Raw genomic sequence first — 21,942 nt, 5'->3', positions numbered from 1 at the left:
CTCGAGCATATGCAAACCAAACACCCGGACAAGCCGGTGATGAGTTACGAGATGTTCTTCCGGGAACGCCAGGAAGCGCGTTACGGGAGTAAGGCTGGGCCTAAGTGCTGTTAACCCGTTAGGTCTCTTGTAGGAGCAAGCTCGCTCCTACGGTTGACTTCGTTGCAGCGCTGGGAATCGGTTAAGGTTTGGGGTGAACATTCGCAAGTAAATGACTGTTTGCATTGGGTAAGATTGTGCTTTACTTATGTTTGATTACCCCTGATCAAATAACCATAGTGATCGCATGAACCCATCAGTGAAGCGTGCAACGGCCTTAGCGTTATATCCCGAGGATTCCCGTGAAGCGGCTGCGTTACTCAAGCAGGCGGTGCCGCTGATGGTTCGTCACAATATTCCGCCGAATCCGGTGCACTACGCGCTCTGGTACACCTACAGCAAAGGTGCGGACCCTGAACTTAATCGCCACCTTGATCGAGTCGTGAGGGACTTTGACAGTTTCCCGCCTGAGTCGGCCACCAAGCTGTTTCGCGAGTACATCATTCGCGACGAGCTGGCAGATGCCCGGGTAGGGCAACAGCAAGCGATCAATCTGGTCGACGGCATGGAGCGGGATGTCTCGCGTAGCGTAAATGGCAGCATCGACTACCAGAACAGCCTGGGCCATTGCCTCGAAATGCTGGATGCGCCGGTTGAGAAGAGCCTTCCCAATATTCTCAATGAGCTGCAACAAAGCACGCAGCTGATGCAGGATCAGCAAGCGCTGTTTCTGTTCCAGCTGCGTGCCGCTCAAAATGAGATCAAAACCCTGCGCGAAAAACTGGAGCAGACCAGTCTGGCTGCAACGCTGGATGGCCTGACCCAACTGCTGAACAGAAATACCTTCAACCGCGTGTTGGAGCAGGCAATCAGCAAAGCGCCGAAAAAAGTGGCGCTGGTCATGCTGGATATCGACCACTTCAAGCAATTCAATGACGAGTACGGCCATCCGTTGGGTGATCGTGTCCTCGAGCATGTCGGTCAGGTGCTGCGCAATTCACTGCCGCCCGAAGCCGTAGCAGCACGCTATGGGGGTGAAGAGTTCTGTGTGATCTTGCAAGAGTGCACCGATCTCGAGAGTGCCCGTACATTTGCCGAACAGCTGCGCCTGAAAATTCAGTCTCTGCGGATCAAGGCGCGAGGAACCGACACGGTGCTCGACACAATATCGGCATCCTTCGGAGTGGCCATTTCCAAATCCGGTGACACACCGGAAAGCCTCCTGACCCGTGCCGATGATGCGCTCTACCTGGCCAAGCGCAATGGGCGCAATCGAGTGCAATGACCTTTCAACACGGTTCTTGCCTGAAACAACAAAGCCCTGAATAGTCAGGGCTTTGTCGTATATAGAATCGGGTCGGACTGCGTTCACGTCGCCGATAAACCTCTCATCCGGGCAAGTCTTCTTGCTCCCCCAAGGGTGATGATTGACTGGCGCATTCGCGTAGCCAGTTCATAAAAGCCAGTAATCGTTTGGGGATAGTCGCGAGCGGTGGGTGAACCAAATAATAATCGTAGTGGCCTGATCGGCTGAATCCGGCGAGGGGCAATACGAGTTCGCCGCGATCAACCCGCTTCTGCACCAGCTGTTGACGGCCAATTGCGATACCAGCGTGGTTCATGGCTGCCGTCACACTCAAATCCGAGCGATCAAAGGTCAAGGTGCGTTTGGGAAGTGAGGCGAGCAGGTTGTGCTGCTCTGCCCAGAGCGTCCATTCGGCATCATAGGCCGCATGATCCCAGGCCAGGGAGTCATGCAATGTGGTGCAGTGCCTTAAGTTCTCCGGGTTTTCCTGCAGACAATGTCGTCGCGCGTAGTCAGGACTGCACACGGGGGCCAGTTGCTCTCGCATCAATCGATGGCTGGTCAGCCCGGGAAACTCGCCATTGGCGTAGTACAGTGCCAAATCAATTTTGCGGGTTCGAAAGTCGACGTTGTCATTACCAACCCGTAGATCCAGTGAGACCAATGGGTAACGATCAACAAAGTCCGCCAGCCTTGGAACCAGCCAGCATTGAGCTATTGAGGGCCTGACGTAGAGCGCGATGGAGCCGGCAATTTCCGCCTGTGACGATTGCTCAAGGGCCTCGGACAATTCTCCCATCGCATATTGGAGTATTTCGAAGATGCGTTCGCCTTCGTCAGTCAGGCTGACCTGGCGGGTCAGGCGCTGGAACAACTTCATCGCCAACGCGGTTTCCAGCCGATTGATGCGGTGGCTTACGGCGCTGGCGGTTAAACACAGTTCCTCCGCTGCACGGGCGAAGCTCAGGTGACGCGCAGCCACCAAAAAGGTGTGAAGGTTGGCGAACTGGCTGCTGTTGAGCCGGGAACTGATACGAGGAGGGAGGTTGAGCACGACAGTTTTTCCTCAAGCCCAAAAGCCACCCTGCGTTGAACGCAGGGTTAGCAATCAAACGTACCGGATGTGGCAAAGCATTCATCTTGCCACATCCGGTTTTGCGCTGACATCGGCGAGTCTGCGTTGCACTCAAGCTGCTGGGATGCCTGTTGGTCTGGTCAACCCTTGGCCAGCAATTCACGACCCTTGGCCAGATAAGCGTCCATTTCGTCCCCCGGCACCATGTTGCCGCCTGTAGCCCAGACTAAATGGGTGGCTTGCGCCATGGCTTGGTTGTCCAGGCCCGCGCGAGCCAGGTAGCCTTGCTGGTCGGCATGGACTCTGGCAATGCCGGGCACGCCGGCGAGCGCGGAGGGCTCAAGGCGCACACCCTCGCTGCGCTCCATCAGTGCCAGCAAGCTGTACATTTCGTCGTCGCTGACGGTGTAGAAACCATCAAGCAAGCGCTGCATGGCCTTGCCGACAAAACCTGAAGCGCGCCCGACGGCCAGGCCGTCAGCAGCCGTTACGTTGTCAATGCCGAAGTCTTGCACGCTCACTTTGTCGTGCAATCCGGTATAGACGCCCAGCATCATGCAGGGCGAATGCGTGGGTTCGGCGAAGATGCAGTGGACCGCGTCACCGAAGGCCAGCTTCAGGCCGAAGGCCACGCCGCCAGGTGCGCCACCCACGCCGCAGGGCAGATAAACAAACAATGGATGTTGCGCATCAACGGTGATGTTGGCCGCCGCCAATTGCTTTTTCAGGCGTTCGGCGGCCACCGAGTAGCCCAGGAACAGGTTGACCGAGTTTTCATCGTCCACAAAATGGCAGGCTGGATCGGACTCCGCTTGCTTGCGGCCTTGCGCAACGGCCACGCTGTAGTCGGAGGAATACTCAACCACCGTAACGCCGTGTGAGCGCAACTTGTCTTTCTTCCATTGCCGCGCATCCGCCGACATGTGCACGGTCACCTGGAAGCCCAACGCCGCCCCCATGATGCCGATGGACATGCCGAGGTTACCAGTCGAGCCGACGGCTATTTTGTATTGGCCGAAAAACGCCCGCGCTTGATCGCTGTCCAGCACGGCGTAGTCGTCATCAAGGGTCAACAGGTTTGCGGCCAACGCCAGGTCTTCGGCATGCTTGAGCACTTCATAGATACCCCCGCGCGCCTTGATCGAGCCCGAAATGGGTAGATGGCTGTCCCGCTTGAGCCACAGCGCTCCTTGCAATGCCTGACCGTAGCGCTCGCTGAGCAATTGCTGCAGTTTTGGCACCGGCAGAATGTCCGACTCGATAATGCCGCCACTGCATTGCGTTTCCGCAAACGCACGTCTGAGGTAAGAAGCAAAACGCGTCAGGCGAGCGCTGGCGTCGGCTACGTCAGCGGCCGTCAACCCCACATCGCTAATCGATTCCGCGACCGGCGCCACGGCAGGATTAAACCAAGTGGTTTCTTGCAGCGCGACCAGATCGCGAATCAAGGGGTAGCCGGCGTACCAGCTTTCAAGTGTTCTTCCCAAAATCATAACGTGGTCCCTTTAAACAATCAGGCTGAAAATGTGGGTGGATTCAAACAAAACACGACAGCAGCAGGGTCAGTCCCAGCGCGACCAGCGAAGCCAGTACGGTGGCCAAGGTGAACTTCTTCAAGGCTTCGGCGAGCGAGACACCCAAGTATTCCTTGACCACCCAGAAGGCGGAGTCCGTCACATGGGTCCAGCCAATGGCGCCGGCGCCGATGGCAATGCAGATAATTTCCTTACTCACGGTTGGATGAGCGCTCAGCATTGGCATCACCATGCCCGCGGCGCTGATCATTGCCACCGTCGCCGAACCGACGGCGAAGTGCATCAACCCGGCCACCAACCACGCCAGGACGATGGGGTTCATATGCAATTGGGTCAACGTATCGGCCAGCACGTTACCCACGCCGCTGTCGACCAGGATGCCGTTGAATGCGCCACCCGCACCGATGATCAGCAGAATGCTGGCCAGTGGCGGAAAGCTCTTCTGAGTGTGCGCGAGCAAGTCAGGCATAGATAAGCCGCGGCGCAGGCCCAGCGCCCAGTAAGCGAATACCACGGCAATGGACAGGGCGATCAGCGGCGTTCCCAGGAACGAAATAACACTGAATATCCCCGAGTCATGGGGCCGGCCGGCCGCGAGGCTTTTCCCTACCATCAGCAGAAGTGGCAACAGAATGGTCAGCAGCGTCAAGCCAAGGCTTGGCAAGTCCCGGGTCATGCTGTCGTCGCAATGTTCGTCCAGAAAGGCTTCTTGAGTGGCAGGCGCTTCAGTCTTGCAGACCAGCTTGATCCACAGCGGCCCGGCGATAATGGCCGTCGGCAGCGCGACAATGAGGCCGTACGCAATCACCTTGCCGACATCGGCACCCAGCATTCCCGTGATCGCCATGGCGGCAGGGTGCGGGGGCAACATGCAATGAACGGCCATCAGCGACACGGCCAGGGGCACGCCCAGGTACAGAAGGTTGATTTTGGTCTCTTTCGCGACCACATAGATCAGTGGAATCAGCAGGACGAATCCAACTTCGAAGAACACGGGGATGCCCGCAATAAACCCGACGAGCATCATGGCCCATGACGCACGCTCTTTACCCAACGCGCTTAATAGCGTCTGGGCGATGCGCTCCGCGCCACCGGATTCTTCAAGCATTTTGCCGAGTATGCCGCCAAGGCCAATGATCGTTGCGAGGAACCCAAGTGTTCCACCGACACCTTTTTCATAAGCAGTGACCAGTTGCGCCAGTGGCATGCCTGAACCGATACCCACCACAAAACTCGCCGCGGTCAAGGCCAGGAAGGCGTGGACGCGAACTTTTACGATTAGAAAAATGATCAGAAGGATGGCGCAAAACAACACCAGCAATAGAGTAGGACCGCTGTGCATGGGATCTCCTGGAAGAGCTTTTATTGTTGAAATTAGTGACCGGGATCACTCGGCTTTCCGGCATTAGAGGCCACTGCACAGGGCCTGACAAAGGATGGATTATCAAGGTACAGATGACATGGGATCATCTATGAGGGGCGTGGGACACAGGCCATCGCACCGAGGCGTTGGTGCAGGAAGTCGGTCAGGGCATGCTTGAGCGGGTCATCGAAAAACGATTGGTGTCGTCACCAGGCACTCAATACCGCTAGAGTCATCGTGATGAACTCTTCGTTTTGGTCGATTGCGGCCAAGGCGTCTTGTACGTTGTCGGCGACTACACCTGATCCTCAAGGCTTGCCCCAAATTGTGAGTTCCATAATGGCCGCTACAAGGGCGAGTCGATTTTCATTGACCTTGAGCAGCAGTGAAGGGAGCAGTGAATGGCTTTCTCAGTCTCTCCTCGATAGCGATGAGTACAGGATGAAAATATGAGTAGCGAACGTTTAAACACCAACGCTGAACCTTTTCGTATTCCGCGCACGATCTGGGCTCTTGGCTTTGTCAGCCTATTCATGGATCTATCATCCGAGCTGGTGCACAGTTTACTGCCTGTGTTTTTGGTCACTACATTGGGGGCCAGCGCATTGGCTGTCGGCGTGATCGAGGGTATTGCCGAAGCGACCGCCATGCTCGTCAAGATATTTTCCGGTGCTATCAGCGACTTCATTGGCCGGCGCAAAGGATTGCTGTTGCTTGGATATGGTTTAGCCGCTCTGACCAAACCACTTTTTCCTCTGGCTCACTCGGTTGAAGTGGTCTTTACCGCACGATTCCTGGATCGAATTGGCAAAGGCATTCGTGGGGCGCCACGAGACGCTCTGATCGCAGATGTGGCTCCGCAAGAAATCCGTGGCGCCTGTTTTGGACTGCGACAGTCGATGGATACCGTCGGGGCTGTTTTTGGCCCCGCTCTGGCCATCGTGCTCATGTTATGGCTCGCCGATATACAGCTTGTCCTGTGGTTCGCGGTGATTCCGGCAGCGGTGGCGGTGGCGCTCATTGTCACCGGAGTAAAAGAGCCGACTCATCTCCCCGGCGAACACACATTTCGATCTCCCATTCATTGGAGAGTCCTTCACGACTTCTCCTCCGGGTATTGGTGGGTCGTCATAATCGGAGGGGTGTTTACGCTTGCTCGTTTCAGCGAGGCGTTTCTGGTATTACGAGCGCAACAGATAGGCCTGTCGATCACCTGGACTCCACTGGTGATGGTGGTGATGTCCCTTCTGTATGCACTGTCCGCTTATCCTGCCGGCTGGTTATCCGATCGCATCAGTCGCAGCAAACTGCTCTGCCTGGGTATGGGGTTGCTCGTCTTGGCGGATCTGGTACTTGCTCAATCCAGTTCTGTCATCACGATGATGCTGGGCGTTGCCTTGTGGGGGCTTCATATGGGATTTAGCCAAGGCATTCTTGCCTCGCTGGTAGCCGATACATCTCCCGCGGAACTCAAGGGCACGGCATTCGGCATTTTCAATCTTGTCAGTGGTCTATGCATGCTGATCGCCAGCGTTCTTGCCGGCTGGCTCTGGCAAAGCATCGGGTCAGACAGCACATTCCTCACAGGTGCACTGCTTGCCACAACAGCTCTGTTGTTACTGTTATTCAAGAAGCAGTAAGTGCGGGCAATCTTGCGGAACGCCGTGTCGGGAGCACCACGATCGCCGGGCAGCCGCATACTTTTGCAGAACCATCTAGAGTTGATGCCAGATGGTTTGAAGGATCAGCTTTCAGTCAGTCGTGGGAGTTGCATGGACATGATCCACATTCGGCGTAGATTGCTCTGGCATGGCATGTTTTTGTTCTTCCTGGGCCTCTGTACAGGCCTCATCGAACAGCGGTTCAGCAATCCGCGAATGGGCTTGCTGCTCACCTCAAACTACCGTCCACTCAGTAAGTGAGTCGTGCTGATCCTTTCCATGTAGTTCCCAGACCCGCTACTCACCCTTCCCGGCATCTTGTAATGTACGGCCCCAAAGGTTAAGAGGAGCTCGTCATGATCGACATGAACCATTTCACGCCACTCAGCGCACTCATCGGCGGCCTGTTGCTCGGCACTGCCGCCGTGTTGTTCATCCTGTTCAATGGGCGCATCGCCGGCATCAGTGGCATTGTCGGCGGTTTGCTGCGCCCGGTGGTCGGTGATGTCATCTGGCGAATAGTATTTGTGCTGGGCCTGCTCATGGCACCGCTGCTGTACCGCCTGATCGCCCCACTGCCCACCGTGCAGATTGACGCCGGTTATCCACTATTAATTATCGCCGGACTGCTGGTCGGTATTGGCACGCGCTATGGCGCTGGCTGTACCAGCGGTCATGGCGTCTGCGGCCTGTCGCGCTTGTCGCCTCGCTCAGGGGTGGCGACATTGGCGTTCATGAGCGTTGGTTTTATCACCGTCTTTGTGGTCCGCCACCTCCTGGGAGGGAATTAACCATGGTGCTGTTCTTTTCCTGGATGGCCGGGCTCATATTCGGTATTGGATTGCTGGTCTCAGGAATGACAAACCCCGCCAAGGTGTTGGGGTTCCTGGACGTGGCCGGGGCGTGGGACCCCTCGCTGGCCTTCGTCATGGCCGGTGCCATTGCAGTGGCAGCCGTAGGCTTTAAGGTGGCGAGAAAACGCACTCGATCACTGCTTGGCTTACCGATGAATCTGCCCACCGCTCGACATATCGATCGACGCCTGGTCATCGGCAGCATGCTGTTCGGGGTAGGCTGGGGACTGGCCGGGATTTGTCCGGGACCGTCTCTGATACTGCTGGGCTCGGGCATTCCCAAGGGCGCTGTGTTTGTCATGGCCATGTTGGCTGGCATGGGGCTGTTCGAATGTCTTGAACGGAAAAAGCGCCGTGGGTCGCCTGCTCCAACTGCTGTGGGTAAACCCACCTGACGCGGTCGAAGCTGCGTATCGGCGTTGAGACCTTTTCGAGAAACGGCGGCGTCGTATGGTCATCACCGGTCGCAGCCATAGCCATGATTTGAAAAAAATAGAGGTGCGGCAGCACCTCTATTGTTCAACTGCCTGGCCGAGCCGGGAATGCACTCACTGATGCAGTACGAAAGTCGCCAGGGTTTGCAGATCGTCCGGGCTTAACTGCGTGAAAGGCGGCATTGGGATATTCCCCCATTTGCCGGTACCGCCGTGCTGAATGCTGGACGTTACCTTGGCCAGTGCCTGCGGGTCATTGGCATACTTGGCAGCCACATCGTGATAGGCCGGGCCTACGACCTTATGATCGATTGCGTGGCAGGACAGGCAGGTGTTGCTCTGCAGCAAGGCCATGGCGTCGACTTTGGCGACAGGCACCGCCGGGGTTTGGCCGGTCGAAGGGTTCGAGGCAGCCTGCACATCGGCATCGCTCGCATGGGCACTACCGTAGGTAGCCGCAAGGTAGGCGCCGATGATGCTCACATCCTGATCGCTGATCGGAGCACCGTACACATGCTGCATCTTGCTCGCTTCCCCAGTCCACTGCGCCAGGTTCATGCCGGGAGGCTGGAAGTTGATGTAATCGGCGGAATGGCAGGTGGAGCACTTCTGTTGAGCCAATGGGTACCCGGGCAGAGCACTGGGCCTGAACACAGCCGTTTCGGGTGGCAATGTGATCGAGAGTGGCGCGGCACTAGCCATGGCAGCCAAACAAACCTGAGCCGCGCACAGCAAGGTGGTCATACGTTTCATGCGGAGCCCCCTCAGGCGATGGTCACGTGGCTGGTTTCTATGACGTGGCGGCGGTAGCCACCGGGGTTCCAGTCGGCTCGCAGCGGCTGCGTCTCGCCCGCACGGTTACTGGCGCGCACCATCAGCTGTGTGGCGCCCTTGCTGGTAAAGGTGATCGGCAGCGTCCACTCGCGGAAGGAGAAACGTCCAAGATCCACCCCAAGCCTGGCTTCGCGCCAACTTTGTCCACCGTCGATTGACACTTCCACCTTGTTGATCCCAACGCCGCCGTCGAACGCAATGCCCTTGAGCTCCACGTCCTTTTTAAGCGGCAATACATCGCCGTGTTTGACGTTGGTGATGAAGCTGCGTACCGGCATCTTGGAAATCGGCTGCGTTTGCGCCGCAGTGGTGCCGGGGGCGACGCAGAAACAATCGTTGTCTGGAACGCGATAACCTTTAGCCATGAAGAAACCGTCGTAGGTGTGGTCGACGACTTCGATCTCACTCAGGTGCTTGACCCAGTACGTGCCGAAATAGCCCGGCACCACCAGACGTATCGGGTAACCGTTTAGGAATGGCAGGTCGGTACCGTTCATTGACCAGGCGATCATGGGCTCGCCGTCCATGGCATGGCTGATGTCCAGGGCCTTGATGAACTCCGGTGTGCTCGGCAGCACTGGCTTATCGAGCCCACGGAATGTCACTTGCTTGGCGTCGGCTTTCACACCCGCCTTTTCCAATACCGCCTTGAGCGGTACCCCTACCCAGCGGGCATTACCCATTGAACCATTGCCCAACTGAGCGCCGAACACGCGCGGCATCGAGAAGCCACGGCTGTTACCCGAACATTGATTGACGGCCACCACTTCTACCGGTTCGGCCAGCGCCTTGAGTTCTGCAAGGGAAAGTGACAGTGGTGTGTTGACCGTTCCCTTGATCGTCAGACGGTAACTGTCCGGATCGATGCTGGTAGGGATATCGGCTAGATGGTAACGCACAAAAAAAGCGTCATTCGGCGTGATGGGCCCTTCGTTGAAGATGGCGAATGGCGTCTCAAGGTGTGGCGGGCGGGTGGTTACCAGGGTCAACGGTCGTTTTTGCGGGTATTGCACCAGCGGCCGTGGGCCGGCAGCAAAGGTCACTTCTTCCGGCGTTTCGTCGGCTGCTTTGGCGAGGTTTGCCAATGGAGAAGCTGTCAAAGCCAGTGCGAAGGCATCGCGTAGAACGCGCCGGCGGCTCGGGTTGCCGTTATCAACAAGACTGAACTTCATGCTGTTCTCTCTTTGATTTTTTTATTGAGATGTATCTCACAGCACCCCACATACCCCAATGGGGAGGAGAGGCATCCGACGTAACGTGTAAATGGTTTTTCAATTAACTGACCGACTTCGATTAACAAGCCAGTATCGTCACGCGCAAAGCGACTGCTTTTCATTGAGCGTCAGTGACTTGGCATTTGATGACAGGCAGCGTCGACATGTTAGGTATAGCCAACTAATGACTGGCCGTGCTTTCTTTCCGGGGCGGGGGATGACAGGCAATATGCCTAGGCTCAAGTGGGCAGTTGGCTGGCGAAAGCCGTGAAAAGTAGTGAGCGAATCGCAGGCAAAGAAAAGCCCGCACGGGGCGGGCTGTTTTTTCACACTGGGCGCTGATCCGTCAGCTGAGGTCAGTGTAGACGGTGCCCGCAGAGGCGCAAGTCAGAAACGCAAAGTCCGGCAAGTGAGGCGACACCCTGAAGGTCGCGCGTCAGGTCTTGCTCTGGCTTTTTAAGTCCCGTCATCATTCCTTGCAAATCGCCGCCACACTATTCGCTTCAGCTTGCCATCGCGATTCTCAGCGCTACCGCAGCCTCAAGCAGTTTATTCGCCTGATTCGAAACAGCCGTCGCCAAGACATCATTTCCTGCCTCTTTGAGCATCGCTGCCAAATCGAGCAGCTTCCCCACCTCGATTTCAACGACGCGAACGGATTCGGTTATCTGGTATTGAAGCGAGTGCGCCATGCCATCAACCCTCGATTAAGATCGCCCACAGATCCCCGACCTTGATGGTCATCCGTCTTTCAATGAGTCCATGGCAGGTCTTCAATGAAGAGTCACAACCCTGCGACTTTCGCCAATCCTGATCCGGTCCAGCGCCCGGTTTAGAGAATCCAAGGCATCAAGGAGGGCTTTCGCCTCGGTCTCTCGACCATCTCCCCAAAGGCGCTCGGCCATTTTATTCAGGGCTTGGATAGATCTTTCAATGTCTGCAGCGGTTGCTGCAGGGGTGTCTGCCGGTCGTTTCTTTGGCATGGTCAAAACTTCTGCAGTGCCCGCACGACGACGCCCACGATCCGGCAATGCTCGTCAAACGGTTCAATCGGATACCCAGGGTTCAGCGGCTTTAAGAACAGCCTTCCGCCATCTTTGACAAGTTTCTTGAACGTGGCCTCATTGCTATCTGGCAGCTTGGCGATTACCAGCTTGTCGGGTGCTGCCTCGGCTTCGGTATCTACCAGGATCAGTATACCTTCGGCGACGCTCTGCCCGGCAGGCGACGTCATCGAGTCGCCTTTGACCTCCAGCCAGAAGGCGGAGCCCTTTGAGTCGTACTCGGAAAATTCGTAGCGATCTGAAAACCCGGCAGGGTAGGGCTCAACAGCCCCGGCCCCGGCGGCCACCCAGCTGATCACAGGGTAGGACTCGACTGGCTGGCGTGCTTCTGCAATGTTGGAATCGGAGTTCGCTGCACCGGTCATTGGACCCATATTCTCAGACAGCCAGATTGCGCTCACGCCGCACGCATGCGCGATTTTTGGCAGATGTGCGCTTTGGAGGTTCTTCCCTGTCTCCAGCTGCGAAATCACTGGCTGCTCGACCCCCGCTTTTAGAGCAAGAGCCTTCTGCGTCAGCTTGGCATGAGTTCGTGCGGATTTGATTCTTTCGGCGAGTGTGCTCATCCGCTGAACTTTATAAGCTTCCTTATAGGCTTGCAAATAAGCGGCCTTCTATTTTGGGTATAAGCAGACGATGTTTCGGTTTGTTTGGAGGGTTAACGTGATGGATGATGGGGTGGTAAAAAAGATACTGGTTACGGTAGCCGTTGCAGCGGGAACTCCAGGGTACTGGACAGGTCAATTGGGACCCTGTATCGGAAAAGCCGAGCAGCGCTGTGGTCCGTTTTACGGCAGTGCCGTCCGAGATCAGTCGAGTCCGCCCCTGATGCCAACCAAGAGTTTTCTGCCGGGTCTTATCCTGGTGTTCTGCGCCGTCGCGTCGCTTTGTTCGGTTGCTGCCGAGCGAAGAGCGCCAGCGCAAAGTAACAGCGCATCAACCAACTTAATCGAAACCGCCTCGCGGCAGTATGAAAATGGCCAGCTGGACCAAGCCTCTGCCACGCTGGAGCGAGCCCTGCATATCCAGCCGAACAATCCCGCGACGCTGCATTACCTCGGTGTATTGCGTCTTCAGCAGGGGCAGTACCAGCAGGCTGAAACCTTGGCGGCACGCTCGAACATCCGGGTTGGCCGCAACATCGAGCTACGCAACCGCAACTTCCAATTGATCCAGGCGGCGCAGCAGGCCCAGTCTTCGGGTACCCCACCCAGCGCCAAAGTGGACCTGGTCGCAGCACAGAAAAGGCTGGAAGTGGAGACCCAAAGGCGCAGCGAAGCAGAAATGGGCGTTGCTGAACAATTCACTCAGGACACTGGGCGCAACGCTGGCAACTTCGCTGGAGCAAAGGCAGACCGAGAATTGGATTCACCGACGGCTGGCAGACCTCAGCCCGAAGGAAAATTACAAATGGCTTCCGTCGAGCCCGAGTCTGCGTTCGATGAAGTTGAGATTCCCCGCGGCCATTTGCCGCCTCCGGGTAAATGCCGAATCTGGTTTCCTGATCGCCCGCCGGGGCATCAGCCCCCACCCGGCAAATGCAAGAAGCTGCGATATCGGGTTCCGTCAGGGGCCTACTTGGTGCACGGTTGAGTTTCCACTTCTGGCTGTTTTTTGCCTGTCGCGAAGGACGGCAACCGACTGTGGATTCAACCGGTCGCGACAGGCAGAAAACGCCTAAATTAACGCCTCCATTCGACGGCCATGCGCATGGCCAAGCCCGCGAGAACCGTCCCCATCAGCCCGCGTTGCACGATCTGCCACGAGGGTCTGCTTGCAAGAAATGTCGCGATAGAGCCAGCCATCACGGCAATCAGCGCGTTGACGCTCACGCTAATGACGATCTGCGTAAAGCCAAGCACGATGGATTGCGCTAGGACGCTGCCGTGGCTGACGGGGTTAATGAACTGGGGCAACAGCGACAAATACATTACCGCGATTTTTGGATTCAGCAGGTTGGTAACAAAGCCCATCATGAACAATTTACGCGGGCTGTCCTTGGGAAGGTCGCGCACCTGGAACGGAGAGCGGCCACCGGGCTTGACCGCCTGCCAGGCGAGGTAGAGCAGATAGAGCGCGCCGCCGAGGCGCAGGGCGTCATACGCATAGGGAACAGCCAATACCAAGGCCGTGATGCCAAATGCGGCGCAAAGCATATAGACGACGAAACCCAATGCCACGCCGCCTAAGGAAATCAGTCCAGCCATTCGTCCCTGGCAGATCGACCGCGAGATGAGATAGATCATGTTTGGGCCGGGAGTCAGCACCATGCCAAGTGAGATCAGGCCGTAGGCAAACAGGTTTGACAGTTCGGGCATGGCGTAACTCCTGGGAAGAAATAACGAATCGGAAGCTTCGCTAAATCAGCATAAAGCGGCTTTCGCCATCTCTGATGGTATGCACCTGGATGGAGCGGGTGATAGTAGTGGAGCCTAAGGGGGAGTGTTAGATACAGATTGACTAACAAAACGTCATACAGAAGTGCAGCACCTGGTATCAGTCCCCCCAGAATACGTAGCGACTTCATCTTGAGCGGTGGCTTGCTCCATTGCGCATCTAAAGCACTCTGACATAGTCAACAACGGGCATTATGGATGACTGCTTTGGGCGTTTTCAGCATTGTCGCGACTGAGCAAAATCCATAACCCAAAGCGGAAAGTCCGGACACCAGAATCAGGTTTCGGATTGATCAGTCACCCAGTGTTTCATCTCTTCGGCAATGAAGTGGTTTACCAGGTCGCTGTACATCTTCTCGATTGCATCCGGGCTCAGGCCCTCGACCTCGGCCCACTCGCGACGTGTCGCCAGCATGGCCTTGAAACGCTCCGGAGCACGCACCGAAGTCGCCGAGGTCTTGAACTTCGAGGCAGCCAGCACGTAGTGAAAACGCTTGCCCAACAGCTTGATAACGACCTGATCAAGGGCGTCGATTTCGCGTCGGATGTCCTCCATGCCCGCACACTCTGCGGGTTGCAACTGATTGATGACTTCCATGTAGGTGACTCCGTTTGTTGAGAAAATGGTGAACCTTCGGAAGAGGACCAGCGTTTCTGGTTATTCTGTGCTACAGCTAAAGGCTATGTGTCTGCACTTTTCAGTTACCATTGCGTATCTAGGAATAGTTAGCTACTACTTGCAAGCGTTGAACATGGAAGGGAATCAATAACATGGATGATGTGCGTTCTGTACAAGTTATCGCCGTGACCGGCGGAAAGGGCGGCGTCGGCAAAACGACGGTGGCTGTGAATCTTTCATTGGCGCTGGCGAAACTTGGAAGGCGAGTCGTATTGCTTGATGGCGATCTTGGCTTGGCGAGTATCGATGTCCTGTTGGGGCTTTCCCCGCAGTACACGCTTGTCGATTTAATCGAAGGTCGCTGTGAGCTAGCCGATATACTTTTGCGCGGTCCGGGCGGGATACGAATCGTCCCCGCGGCTTCAGGCATCCAGAGCATGGTGCATTTGTCTCCGGCTCAGCACGCAGGCCTGATCCAGGCCTTCAGTGAAATCGGTGACAGTCTCGATGTGCTGGTGATTGATACAGCTGCGGGCATCGGCTCATCGGTGATCAGTCTCGTGCGGGCGGCCCACGAAGTCTTGCTGGTGGTCTGCGACGAACTGACCTCGATCAGCGATGCCTACGCACTGATCAAACTGCTTAATCGTGATTACGGAATGGACCGTTTCCGGGTGCTGGTCAATAGGGTGCAGAGCCCGAAGGAAGGTCACGCGCTGTTCGCTAAATTGACCAAAGTCACCGATCGCTTCCTCGACGTAACCCTGCGGTATGTGGGAGCGGTTCCGAACGATGAATGTGCGCGTAGGGCAGTGCAGAAGCAGCGAGCGGTGTACGAACACTTTCCGCGCTCCAAGTGCGCCCAAGCATTTCAGGAAATCGCTTTAAAGGTCGACGCTTGGCCTTTGCTGGCTACCCCCAGAGGGCATATGGAGTTCTTCGTTGACCGACTCGTCCTTAGTTCGAGAAGGTGACATTTCTCTTCCGGCCCCCAGTCAACAAAAAATAGCCCGCTCAAAGTACACAAAAACGCCACTCTATTTAGAGTGGCGTTTTTGTTGGCGCTTCAGGTGCGGTCAACCAAACTCTTGCATCGCGTCCAGCAGCGCCTCACGAAAATACGTCTTCGACGCCCGATCGCAAAGGATGTGAAAGCTCGGCTGCTGCGCGGTGCCGGAGTTGATCACGATCACATTGATTCGTGCCGCCGAGGTTTGCGCCACCGCACCGGGGCCGAACGCCGGTGGACTCAGGTCGACACCGCAGAACTTGGCCATGACGTCGGCCAGGTGTTCACCGCTCAGTTGAAAACAGGCATGGCTGTCCTGACGCGGCAGCAGGTAGTTGGCCTGGTGATCCAGCTCCCAACGGGCCTCTTCGTCGGCGATGCGTTGGCCCAGGTCCGAGGGGCTACCCAGCAGCAGGTATTCGGTCTGGGACAGGCGCGCCACTTGGCTGCCATCGGCCTGGAATACGACGCGGTTGGGGGCGTCCGGCAGGGCAAAATCCCGGCCTTGCAGGTACGCGGCGCTATGCGCACCACGAAAACCCACTCGAGGCAGGTCCGTTAAATCCGCCAGGGTGCAGCTCGGCAACGGAGCGAGGGCGTGCTGCCCGACGGTGTGTTGTTCTCTCAGGCTGGTCATGGCTTAAAGCTCCTGCCGTTGGTTGTCGGGATCGAAGAAGGGCAACTTCACCACCTCGGCCTGGAGCAGAATGCCGCCTTCGACACGGATCGGAATTCGCTGGCCGGGCTGGCTCTGGTCGATGCCGGCGTAGGCCAGACCGATGATTTTCCCCAGGGTCGCGGAATACTCGCAGGAGGTGACGCTGCCGCTGATGTTCTGGCCGTTGAGCACTAGATGGCCCTCAAGCGGTTGCGGGCTGCCCTTGGGCAGGGTGAACCCCACCAGTTTGCGTTTCAGCGGCTGGGCTTCGAGGATGTCCACCGAACGGCGACCGACGAAGAACGGCTTGGTGCGACTGACCGCCCAACTCATGTCGATTTCCGCCGGGTGGGTCATGCCGTCGGTGTCCTGGCTGATGATCACATGGCCTTTTTCCAGGCGCAGCAGGCGCTGGGTTTCGACACCAAAGGGACGGATGTCGTGGACTTTGCCAGCCTCAATAAGCGCATCCCAAAGCTTGAGACCGTGGCGCGCAGGAACGTGGATTTCATACCCCAGTTCGCCGACAAAACCGACCCGCAGCAAGCGCGCCTTGATCCCGGCGACCGTGCCCTGACGCACGCCCAGGTAGGGGAATCCTTCAGCGCTCAGATCGAGGTCGCTACAGACTTTCTCCAGCACTTTGCGCGAGTCGGGTCCGGCGACGTTGACCGCGCAGATGGCCGCGGTGACGTTGGCGACGTCCACGTCCAGGCGCCACTGTGCATTCCACTTGAGCATCTGCTGATAGATCCGGTCGACGCCGCTGGTGGTGGCAGTGACGTAGAAGTGATTTTCGGCAAACCGCGCGCAGACCCCATCGTCGATCACCACCCCGTGCTCATTGGTCATCAGCGCATAACGGGAACGACCGATCGGCTGTTTGAGGAAGGCAAAGGTGTACATCCGGTTAAGCAGCTCGGCGGCGTCCGGACCGCGCACGTCCAGGCCGCCGAGGGTCGAGACGTCGATGAGGCCGACCTTGTTGCGCACGTGCAAGGCTTCGGCTTGCATGCAGCGTTCGCGCTCCTTGGCGCTGCCGTAATAGGCCGGACTCTGCCAGATTCCGGCGGGCATCATCTTCGCCCCGGCTTGCAGGTGGCGAGCGTGCATTGGTGTTTGCCGGTAAGGGTCGAAGGCACGGCCGGCGACATGCGCCAGTTTCTCCGCGACGAAGGGCGGTCGTGCCGTCGTCACACCGGTTTCGCTGATGTTGCGTTGGGTCGCCCAGGCCACCAGGCGTGCGGTCGGCAACGCCGAGTGACGACCCTGGGACGGCCCCATGCCGACGGTGGAGTAACGCTTGACCAGTTGCACGTCGCGATAACCGATCCGGGTAGCGTTGACGATATCGGCCACTTGCAGGTCCTCGTCGAAGTCGACGAAGTCCTTGCCCTTGGGGTGAGGGAAGATCGGCCAGTTGAAGTTGACCCGGGCTTCTGTACCGAAAGATGCACGCTGGGCTCCAACCTCTAGGCCCAGGGCGAGCGCCGCATCGGCACCGGCGTTCACGCCATCGGCGATGACGTTGTCCAGCCCATGGTGGCCATTGACCGAGCCGGCGACCGCGAGGTTTTCTGGCAGGCCGCTGAGAGTGAACTCAGCACGCTGGTCGTCGTAGGCCAGTTTTCCTCCAGCCTGGCACAGCAGCTGATAGACCGGCATGTAGCCGGCGGACATGCACAGCAAGTCGCAGTCGAGTTGTAGGCCACTTTCGGCGACCTGACCTTGCGCGGTGATCTTGCGTATGTCGACGCCAGTGACATGACGCATACCCTTTTCGTGCAGGGCTTCGTACACCGTACTGTTGCTCAGGCGACGGATCTTGCGTTGCGCCAATGCGCCTTGCAAAGCGGTGTTCCCTGGCGCATGGCGCAGGTCCACCAGCGCCGCCACTTCTACCCCTTGATCATGCAAATCGAGAGCCGCGAGGTAACCGTCATCGTTACCCGTCAGTATCACCGCGCGTTTGTCGGGTTTGACCGCACCCTGGTCACGTCCCGGCGATTACGTGCTGCTGCCTGTCAGCACAGGCAGAAATCGGCCAATAGCTGAAGTAGCCAGCTTGGGGAGCAGACATTCAAGGTCTGGCCTAACCCGGTGCTACGCGGCTTCTTCGCCCGGCGCCCATATCGATCGATACGTTAAGCCCCAGGCTTTAGATGCGCCTGAGCGTCGCGATGGAATTCTTGCGACTTCGCACATGACTCGGTTTTCTGATCTGGCTCAAAGTATCTACCGTCCCTGGGCGTAGTGTTTGTAATAACGTTTCGTAGACACGCCGGAAATTGGTGCTCACGTCCTTTACGTTTTTCAGTGTGTTTTTGAGATGTTTTTGCCTTTTTCATACTTTAAAAGGGTGTCCCATGAAAACCTCATATTTCGTAGCAGCGACAATCCTCGCCGCAGGCTTGTCTGCCATCGCATCTCACGCCAACTCGCAGACACTCGAAAAAGTTGCCGGTAGTAACAAAATCACCGTGTCTTACCGCGAGGCATCGGTACCTTTCAGCTACTTGATTAGTCCCACCAAAGCCGTGGGTTTCTCAGTCGATTTAACCGATGCCATCGTTGATGATGTGCGCAGGAAGCTCAAGAAGCCGAACTTAGAAGTGGCTTACATTCCTGTGTCCTCGCAAACCCGCATTCCGTTGCTGGTCAACGGCACATACGATCTGGAGTGCGGATCCACCACCAACAACGCTGCGCGTGGCAAGGACGTGGCTTTTGCAATTAGCCATTTCTACACCGGCACGCGCCTATTGACTAAGAAGACCTCCGGCATAAAGAACTACGCCGATCTCGCAAAGAAGACTGTCGCCAGCACCGTCGGCAGCACGAACGAGAAGGTCCTCCGCCAATACAGTGCCGACAACAATCTAGACGTACAGGTCGTCTTGGGCAAAGACTATGACGACTCCTTGGCGCTGGTTGAAAATGATCGTGCCGTGGCGTTTGCCATGGACGATATCCTGCTGTTTGGCCTCATGGCGAACTCCAAAAATCCCGACTCGCTCGAAGTCGTGGGTGATGCACTGCAAGTCGAACCCTACGGCTGCATGCTTCGCAAAGATGATCCTGAATTCAAGGAATTGGTCGATGGCACCATAACCCGTCTCATGAAGTCGGGCGAATTCGCAAGGCTATACACCAAGTGGTTTCAATCACCGATTCCTCCAAAAGGAATGAATCTGAACATGCCGATGAGCGAACAGCTCAAAGCCAATCTCGAGGCGCGCAGTGACAAACCAGCGCTGTAAAGCATGACGAATACCTGAGCAAACGACACAGAAGTCCGACTTGACTCGGTCATTGCGAGCAGCTGCCGGTTCCGAATCGCATTGGGTCGGCACTCACGCTCGGTGAGAGGCGGTTGCAGCCGCGAAGCTCAGATTAGAGTTGGCTCCATTCACTTAATTGAGTACAAAACCGGTCGGTTGCGTACTCTCATACTTTTCAAGTATTCGAAACTAAGCAATATGATTTTCGGACACGTCAGTAATTTCATGCATCCATTCCGGACGGAATTATCTGAGCTTTGCGGCTAGACCGCCTTTGAGCAACGCCTAGTATTGCTTGAGTGGTGCGAACGTCTTCTTTGAAGCGAAAGCACCAAGGTCCGGAATTGGCGGATTGCAGTCTGTCGCAAAGGGGTACATCCGTCACAATGCGATGCACGTTGATTTTAGATGTTTGGTGAGGTCGTCCGACATTTTGTTTCTCCTTGTGTGGGTTGGTGCTGCGCAAGGAGGCTAGCAGTGTCGTTGATTGTCGCGAGGTGAAACCGCGCAAAACCGATGATCGGCATCGCCGACGGCAGCCAAGGATTGATTGTGTTGGCTGCGTGTAAGGCATACGTCCGGGAAATCACGTGTTGAGTGTTACCCGTTATTGACAACATCACTGCCATCGCCGCCGAATCGCTCTATCAGGTTGGCTCCTTGGTTATGCACATTGCCAATGGCTGCACTGACCTTGAACCATTCGAAGACCTCGGACGGCTCTCCCTGTTGAATCATCATATGCTCGGCGCGCTCCTTGGGCGTGGCCGGGTCAAGCCATTCTCGGGCCAGCTCCGGTGCCAGTATTACCGGGCGTCGGTCGTGGATGTCCACCATTCCGCCGGCCGAATCGGCGGTGATGATCACGAAACCGTCATACTCGCTGGGCGCGTGGTCGCCGGTCGTAAACTGGCCGATTGAGGCGCAGAAGGCAGGGGTACCATCTCGGCGCCGGATAAGGTAGGGCTGTTTCTTGGGGCCACCTTCATCGACCCACTCATACCACCCGTCGATTGGCGTAATGGCGCGGTGTGGCCAGATCGCCCGATAGAATGGGCTATGCGCTACTTTTTCGACTCTGCCGTTCGGTTTCGCTGGCAGGTCGGTTGCCCAATGCGGTCGCCAACACCACCTGACCAGGTCGGCGCGCAGCGTGTCGCCTTCCTGGCGAAAGAGGGCGACCCTTGTTGTGGGGGCGACGTTGTACTGCTCGAGCGGCTGGTCGCCGACGGTGTTGACCAGAGCATTGGGTATGCTCAGCGCCGCCACGAAGTCGTGGATACCCCTGTACTGCGAAAGTCGTCCGCACATGGCTGAACCCTCAAGCTGAATCTTGAGTTTAGACGATCGTTTTCGGGCGATCTATCAGGCCGTCTAACATGTCGCGCAGCCGTTCAGCCTCGCGCTTGTTACCTCTCTCTATTAAGTCGAGGTCATACAGTTGCTTGCGAACGGTTGCCAGCTGCCCGGACCTCTCCCGGAGATTTTTCATCGCTTCGTCACGCTGGGCGCCGGCTTCGCCATACATCTGCACCAGACCGAAGATGTCCTCTCTGGCCTTGCGTAGTTGCAGGGTCAGTTCCTGTACTTCGTTTTCCAGCATGCGCAGGTAGTGACGGCAGGTTTCGAGGGGCGTCGGGCACCCGAGCCAGTCACTGGTGTCTTCGATTTCGTACGAGTCCACGGTCGCCTCACGGAGAACTGTTTGCATATACAGTAAAAGAGGCGTTACGAATCGGCGAGGATGAAATGACGAACAGGTCGGCAGAAAGCGGCAGGAGCAAGTCAGTACAAGGCCAACCTGAAGGTCCTAGACAGTCGATAGGATACGTATGGGATAATGGCTTTTTGCCCACAAGGATAAAGTGATGACCCTACGCAATGCGTTCTTGAGCCTGATGGTGGCTTGCGGTGCCTCGATTGCACAAGCAGCAGATGGTGTTTACACGGAGATTGGTGTGTACATGATGGTCTGCGATAGCCCATCTCAGGCAATAAAGCTGTCCCGGCTTGGGCTTAATGAAGACAATATGCGTGCCTTTGTTCTTGCGGATAATAGCGGCTGTACATTTTGGAAGAGTCCGGCAAGCTACCGAGTAGTTCCAGGCACAGCCACTAACGGTATCGTGCAGATCCAGATCGATAAAGACAATAGGGGCACAAATCCAGGGATGGGCTGGCTGACACAGCAACAGCTTGAGTTTGCGAGCGGTAAGAATACAAACATGGTGAGATTGGAAAAGCCTGTCCTCGCGTGTAACACCCTAGAGGGTGCAAAACAGAACATCCCTGCCAGCATGCGTGCAGCTAAAGCTGGTGTTGCTATTCTTGGCGCCTCTGACGGTTCCAAAGCTCACCCAACGCAAAACTATACTTGCACTCGCATCGAGCCGGTCACGTACGCCATTGGCTACCTTGACTCAGTCAATTCAGGGTTTGCCCATTACAGGCTCATGGATGCCAAGAACAGCGAAGTGTGGATGAGCAAATTCTGGAAATGAGCGGGCTGGAAAATTTTAGGATGAGGCTTCGTTAAAGTTGGGCTCTTGATGGCAGATACTTAACGCACGCAAATTCTAAATTGCCTCCAACTGGCTGTT

The 21,942-nt window shown here is 56.6% G+C and carries 22 protein-coding genes and 2 pseudogenes; 9 read left to right on the top strand and 15 right to left on the bottom strand.

Translation table 11 applies throughout. From position 1 onward, the window contains the following. Positions 1 to 114, top strand: a 114-nt coding sequence (locus ACM6IR_RS08550; protein ID WP_414907308.1) for a CstA-like transporter-associated (seleno)protein, incomplete at its 5' end; no start/stop codon positions are given. A 172-nt stretch (positions 115 to 286) separates the two neighbouring features. Beyond that, entirely contained in the window at positions 287 to 1,324 is a 1,038-nt protein-coding gene (locus ACM6IR_RS08545) for a GGDEF domain-containing protein (RefSeq protein ID WP_414907291.1), read from the top strand. 103 nt (positions 1,325 to 1,427) lie between these two features. Here the strand turns inward: ACM6IR_RS08545 and dsdC are convergent, their stop codons facing one another. The 4 genes and pseudogenes from dsdC to ACM6IR_RS08525 form a co-directional block, all read right to left on the bottom strand. Then, on the bottom strand, positions 1,428 to 2,399 hold the full coding sequence (gene dsdC, locus ACM6IR_RS08540) for a DNA-binding transcriptional regulator DsdC (RefSeq protein ID WP_414907290.1): 972 nt from the start codon (positions 2,397 to 2,399) through the stop codon (positions 1,428 to 1,430). A gap of 161 nt (positions 2,400 to 2,560) precedes the next feature. Continuing rightward, a complete protein-coding gene (gene dsdA / locus ACM6IR_RS08535; RefSeq protein ID WP_414907289.1) occupies positions 2,561 to 3,913 on the bottom strand; it encodes a D-serine ammonia-lyase in 1,353 nt (450 codons plus the stop codon). A gap of 43 nt (positions 3,914 to 3,956) precedes the next feature. After that, on the bottom strand, positions 3,957 to 5,297 hold the full coding sequence (locus ACM6IR_RS08530) for a gluconate:H+ symporter (protein ID WP_414907288.1): 1,341 nt from the start codon (positions 5,295 to 5,297) through the stop codon (positions 3,957 to 3,959). Between the two features lie 227 nt (positions 5,298 to 5,524). After that, a pseudogene (locus ACM6IR_RS08525) lies at positions 5,525 to 5,716 on the bottom strand (hypothetical protein). A 51-nt stretch (positions 5,717 to 5,767) separates the two neighbouring features. Between ACM6IR_RS08525 and ACM6IR_RS08520 the strand changes: the two are divergent. The 3 genes from ACM6IR_RS08520 (at position 5,768) to ACM6IR_RS08510 (ending at position 8,228) form a co-directional block, all read left to right on the top strand. After that, positions 5,768 to 6,958: an MFS transporter gene (locus tag ACM6IR_RS08520; RefSeq protein ID WP_414907287.1), complete on the top strand. Its 1,191-nt coding sequence runs from the start codon at positions 5,768 to 5,770 to the stop codon at positions 6,956 to 6,958. A gap of 377 nt (positions 6,959 to 7,335) precedes the next feature. Continuing rightward, positions 7,336 to 7,770, top strand: coding sequence for a YeeE/YedE family protein (locus ACM6IR_RS08515; protein ID WP_414907286.1), 435 nt, complete (start codon positions 7,336 to 7,338; stop codon positions 7,768 to 7,770). Between the two features lie 2 nt (positions 7,771 to 7,772). Next, entirely contained in the window at positions 7,773 to 8,228 is a 456-nt protein-coding gene (locus tag ACM6IR_RS08510) for a DUF6691 family protein (RefSeq protein ID WP_414907285.1), read from the top strand. 153 nt (positions 8,229 to 8,381) lie between these two features. Here ACM6IR_RS08510 and ACM6IR_RS08505 read toward each other — a convergent pair whose 3' ends face one another. The 5 genes from ACM6IR_RS08505 to ACM6IR_RS08485 all read right to left on the bottom strand — a co-directional run bounded on the left by ACM6IR_RS08505 (position 8,382) and on the right by ACM6IR_RS08485 (position 11,945). Continuing rightward, positions 8,382 to 9,020, bottom strand: a complete 639-nt coding sequence (locus tag ACM6IR_RS08505; RefSeq protein WP_414907284.1) for a c-type cytochrome — start codon at positions 9,018 to 9,020, stop codon at positions 8,382 to 8,384. Positions 9,021 to 9,031: 11 nt separating this feature from the next. Next, complete coding sequence (locus tag ACM6IR_RS08500) at positions 9,032 to 10,273, bottom strand: molybdopterin-dependent oxidoreductase (protein ID WP_414907283.1); 1,242 nt, start codon at positions 10,271 to 10,273, stop codon at positions 9,032 to 9,034. Positions 10,274 to 10,818: 545 nt separating this feature from the next. Next, positions 10,819 to 11,007 carry a hypothetical protein gene (locus tag ACM6IR_RS08495; protein WP_414907282.1) on the bottom strand — a complete coding sequence of 63 codons (189 nt, stop codon included), beginning with the start codon at positions 11,005 to 11,007 and terminating at the stop codon, positions 10,819 to 10,821. Positions 11,008 to 11,088: 81 nt separating this feature from the next. Further along, positions 11,089 to 11,298 carry a hypothetical protein gene (locus tag ACM6IR_RS08490; protein WP_414907281.1) on the bottom strand — a complete coding sequence of 70 codons (210 nt, stop codon included), beginning with the start codon at positions 11,296 to 11,298 and terminating at the stop codon, positions 11,089 to 11,091. A 2-nt stretch (positions 11,299 to 11,300) separates the two neighbouring features. Next, positions 11,301 to 11,945 (bottom strand): LexA family protein, encoded by a 645-nt coding sequence (locus tag ACM6IR_RS08485; protein ID WP_414907280.1) that lies wholly within the window; start codon positions 11,943 to 11,945, stop codon positions 11,301 to 11,303. A 262-nt stretch (positions 11,946 to 12,207) separates the two neighbouring features. Here ACM6IR_RS08485 and ACM6IR_RS08480 point away from each other — a divergent pair, with 262 nt between their 5' ends. Next, positions 12,208 to 12,972, top strand: coding sequence for a tetratricopeptide repeat protein (locus tag ACM6IR_RS08480; protein WP_414907279.1), 765 nt, complete (start codon positions 12,208 to 12,210; stop codon positions 12,970 to 12,972). An 89-nt stretch (positions 12,973 to 13,061) separates the two neighbouring features. On the opposite strand, the gene ACM6IR_RS08475 is transcribed toward ACM6IR_RS08480, so the two are convergent. Further along, complete coding sequence (locus ACM6IR_RS08475; RefSeq protein WP_414907278.1) at positions 13,062 to 13,697, bottom strand: LysE family translocator; 636 nt, start codon at positions 13,695 to 13,697, stop codon at positions 13,062 to 13,064. Between the two features lie 355 nt (positions 13,698 to 14,052). After that, positions 14,053 to 14,373 (bottom strand): isochorismate lyase, encoded by a 321-nt coding sequence (locus ACM6IR_RS08470; protein ID WP_414907277.1) that lies wholly within the window; start codon positions 14,371 to 14,373, stop codon positions 14,053 to 14,055. A 173-nt stretch (positions 14,374 to 14,546) separates the two neighbouring features. Here ACM6IR_RS08470 and ACM6IR_RS08465 point away from each other — a divergent pair, with 173 nt between their 5' ends. Then, entirely contained in the window at positions 14,547 to 15,368 is an 822-nt protein-coding gene (locus ACM6IR_RS08465) for a MinD/ParA family protein (RefSeq protein ID WP_414907276.1), read from the top strand. Between the two features lie 102 nt (positions 15,369 to 15,470). Here ACM6IR_RS08465 and ACM6IR_RS08460 read toward each other — a convergent pair whose 3' ends face one another. Beyond that, entirely contained in the window at positions 15,471 to 16,040 is a 570-nt protein-coding gene (locus ACM6IR_RS08460) for a sarcosine oxidase subunit gamma (RefSeq protein WP_414907275.1), read from the bottom strand. Between the two features lie 3 nt (positions 16,041 to 16,043). Continuing rightward, a pseudogene (locus ACM6IR_RS08455) lies at positions 16,044 to 18,047 on the bottom strand (glycine cleavage T C-terminal barrel domain-containing protein); the annotation flags it as partial. A gap of 380 nt (positions 18,048 to 18,427) precedes the next feature. Here ACM6IR_RS08455 and ACM6IR_RS08450 point away from each other — a divergent pair. Then, positions 18,428 to 19,321: a transporter substrate-binding domain-containing protein gene (locus ACM6IR_RS08450; RefSeq protein WP_414907274.1), complete on the top strand. Its 894-nt coding sequence runs from the start codon at positions 18,428 to 18,430 to the stop codon at positions 19,319 to 19,321. Positions 19,322 to 19,942: 621 nt separating this feature from the next. Here ACM6IR_RS08450 and ACM6IR_RS08445 read toward each other — a convergent pair. Both ACM6IR_RS08445 and ACM6IR_RS08440 read right to left on the bottom strand, forming a co-directional pair. Next, a complete protein-coding gene (locus ACM6IR_RS08445; protein WP_414907273.1) occupies positions 19,943 to 20,653 on the bottom strand; it encodes an SOS response-associated peptidase family protein in 711 nt (236 codons plus the stop codon). Positions 20,654 to 20,681: 28 nt separating this feature from the next. Further along, positions 20,682 to 21,026 (bottom strand): hypothetical protein, encoded by a 345-nt coding sequence (locus ACM6IR_RS08440; RefSeq protein WP_414907272.1) that lies wholly within the window; start codon positions 21,024 to 21,026, stop codon positions 20,682 to 20,684. Between the two features lie 184 nt (positions 21,027 to 21,210). On the opposite strand from ACM6IR_RS08440, the gene ACM6IR_RS08435 reads away from it, so the two are divergent. Continuing rightward, on the top strand, positions 21,211 to 21,843 hold the full coding sequence (locus ACM6IR_RS08435) for a hypothetical protein (RefSeq protein WP_414907271.1): 633 nt from the start codon (positions 21,211 to 21,213) through the stop codon (positions 21,841 to 21,843). The last annotated feature ends 99 nt before the right edge of the window (positions 21,844 to 21,942 follow it).

The organism is Pseudomonas sp. IT-P253 (genome assembly GCF_949768125.1).
Classification (GTDB): Bacteria; Pseudomonadota; Gammaproteobacteria; order Pseudomonadales; family Pseudomonadaceae; genus Aquipseudomonas.
The sequence above is the reverse complement of the archived record's forward strand: the minus strand, read 5'-3'. Positions and strand labels throughout refer to the sequence as shown.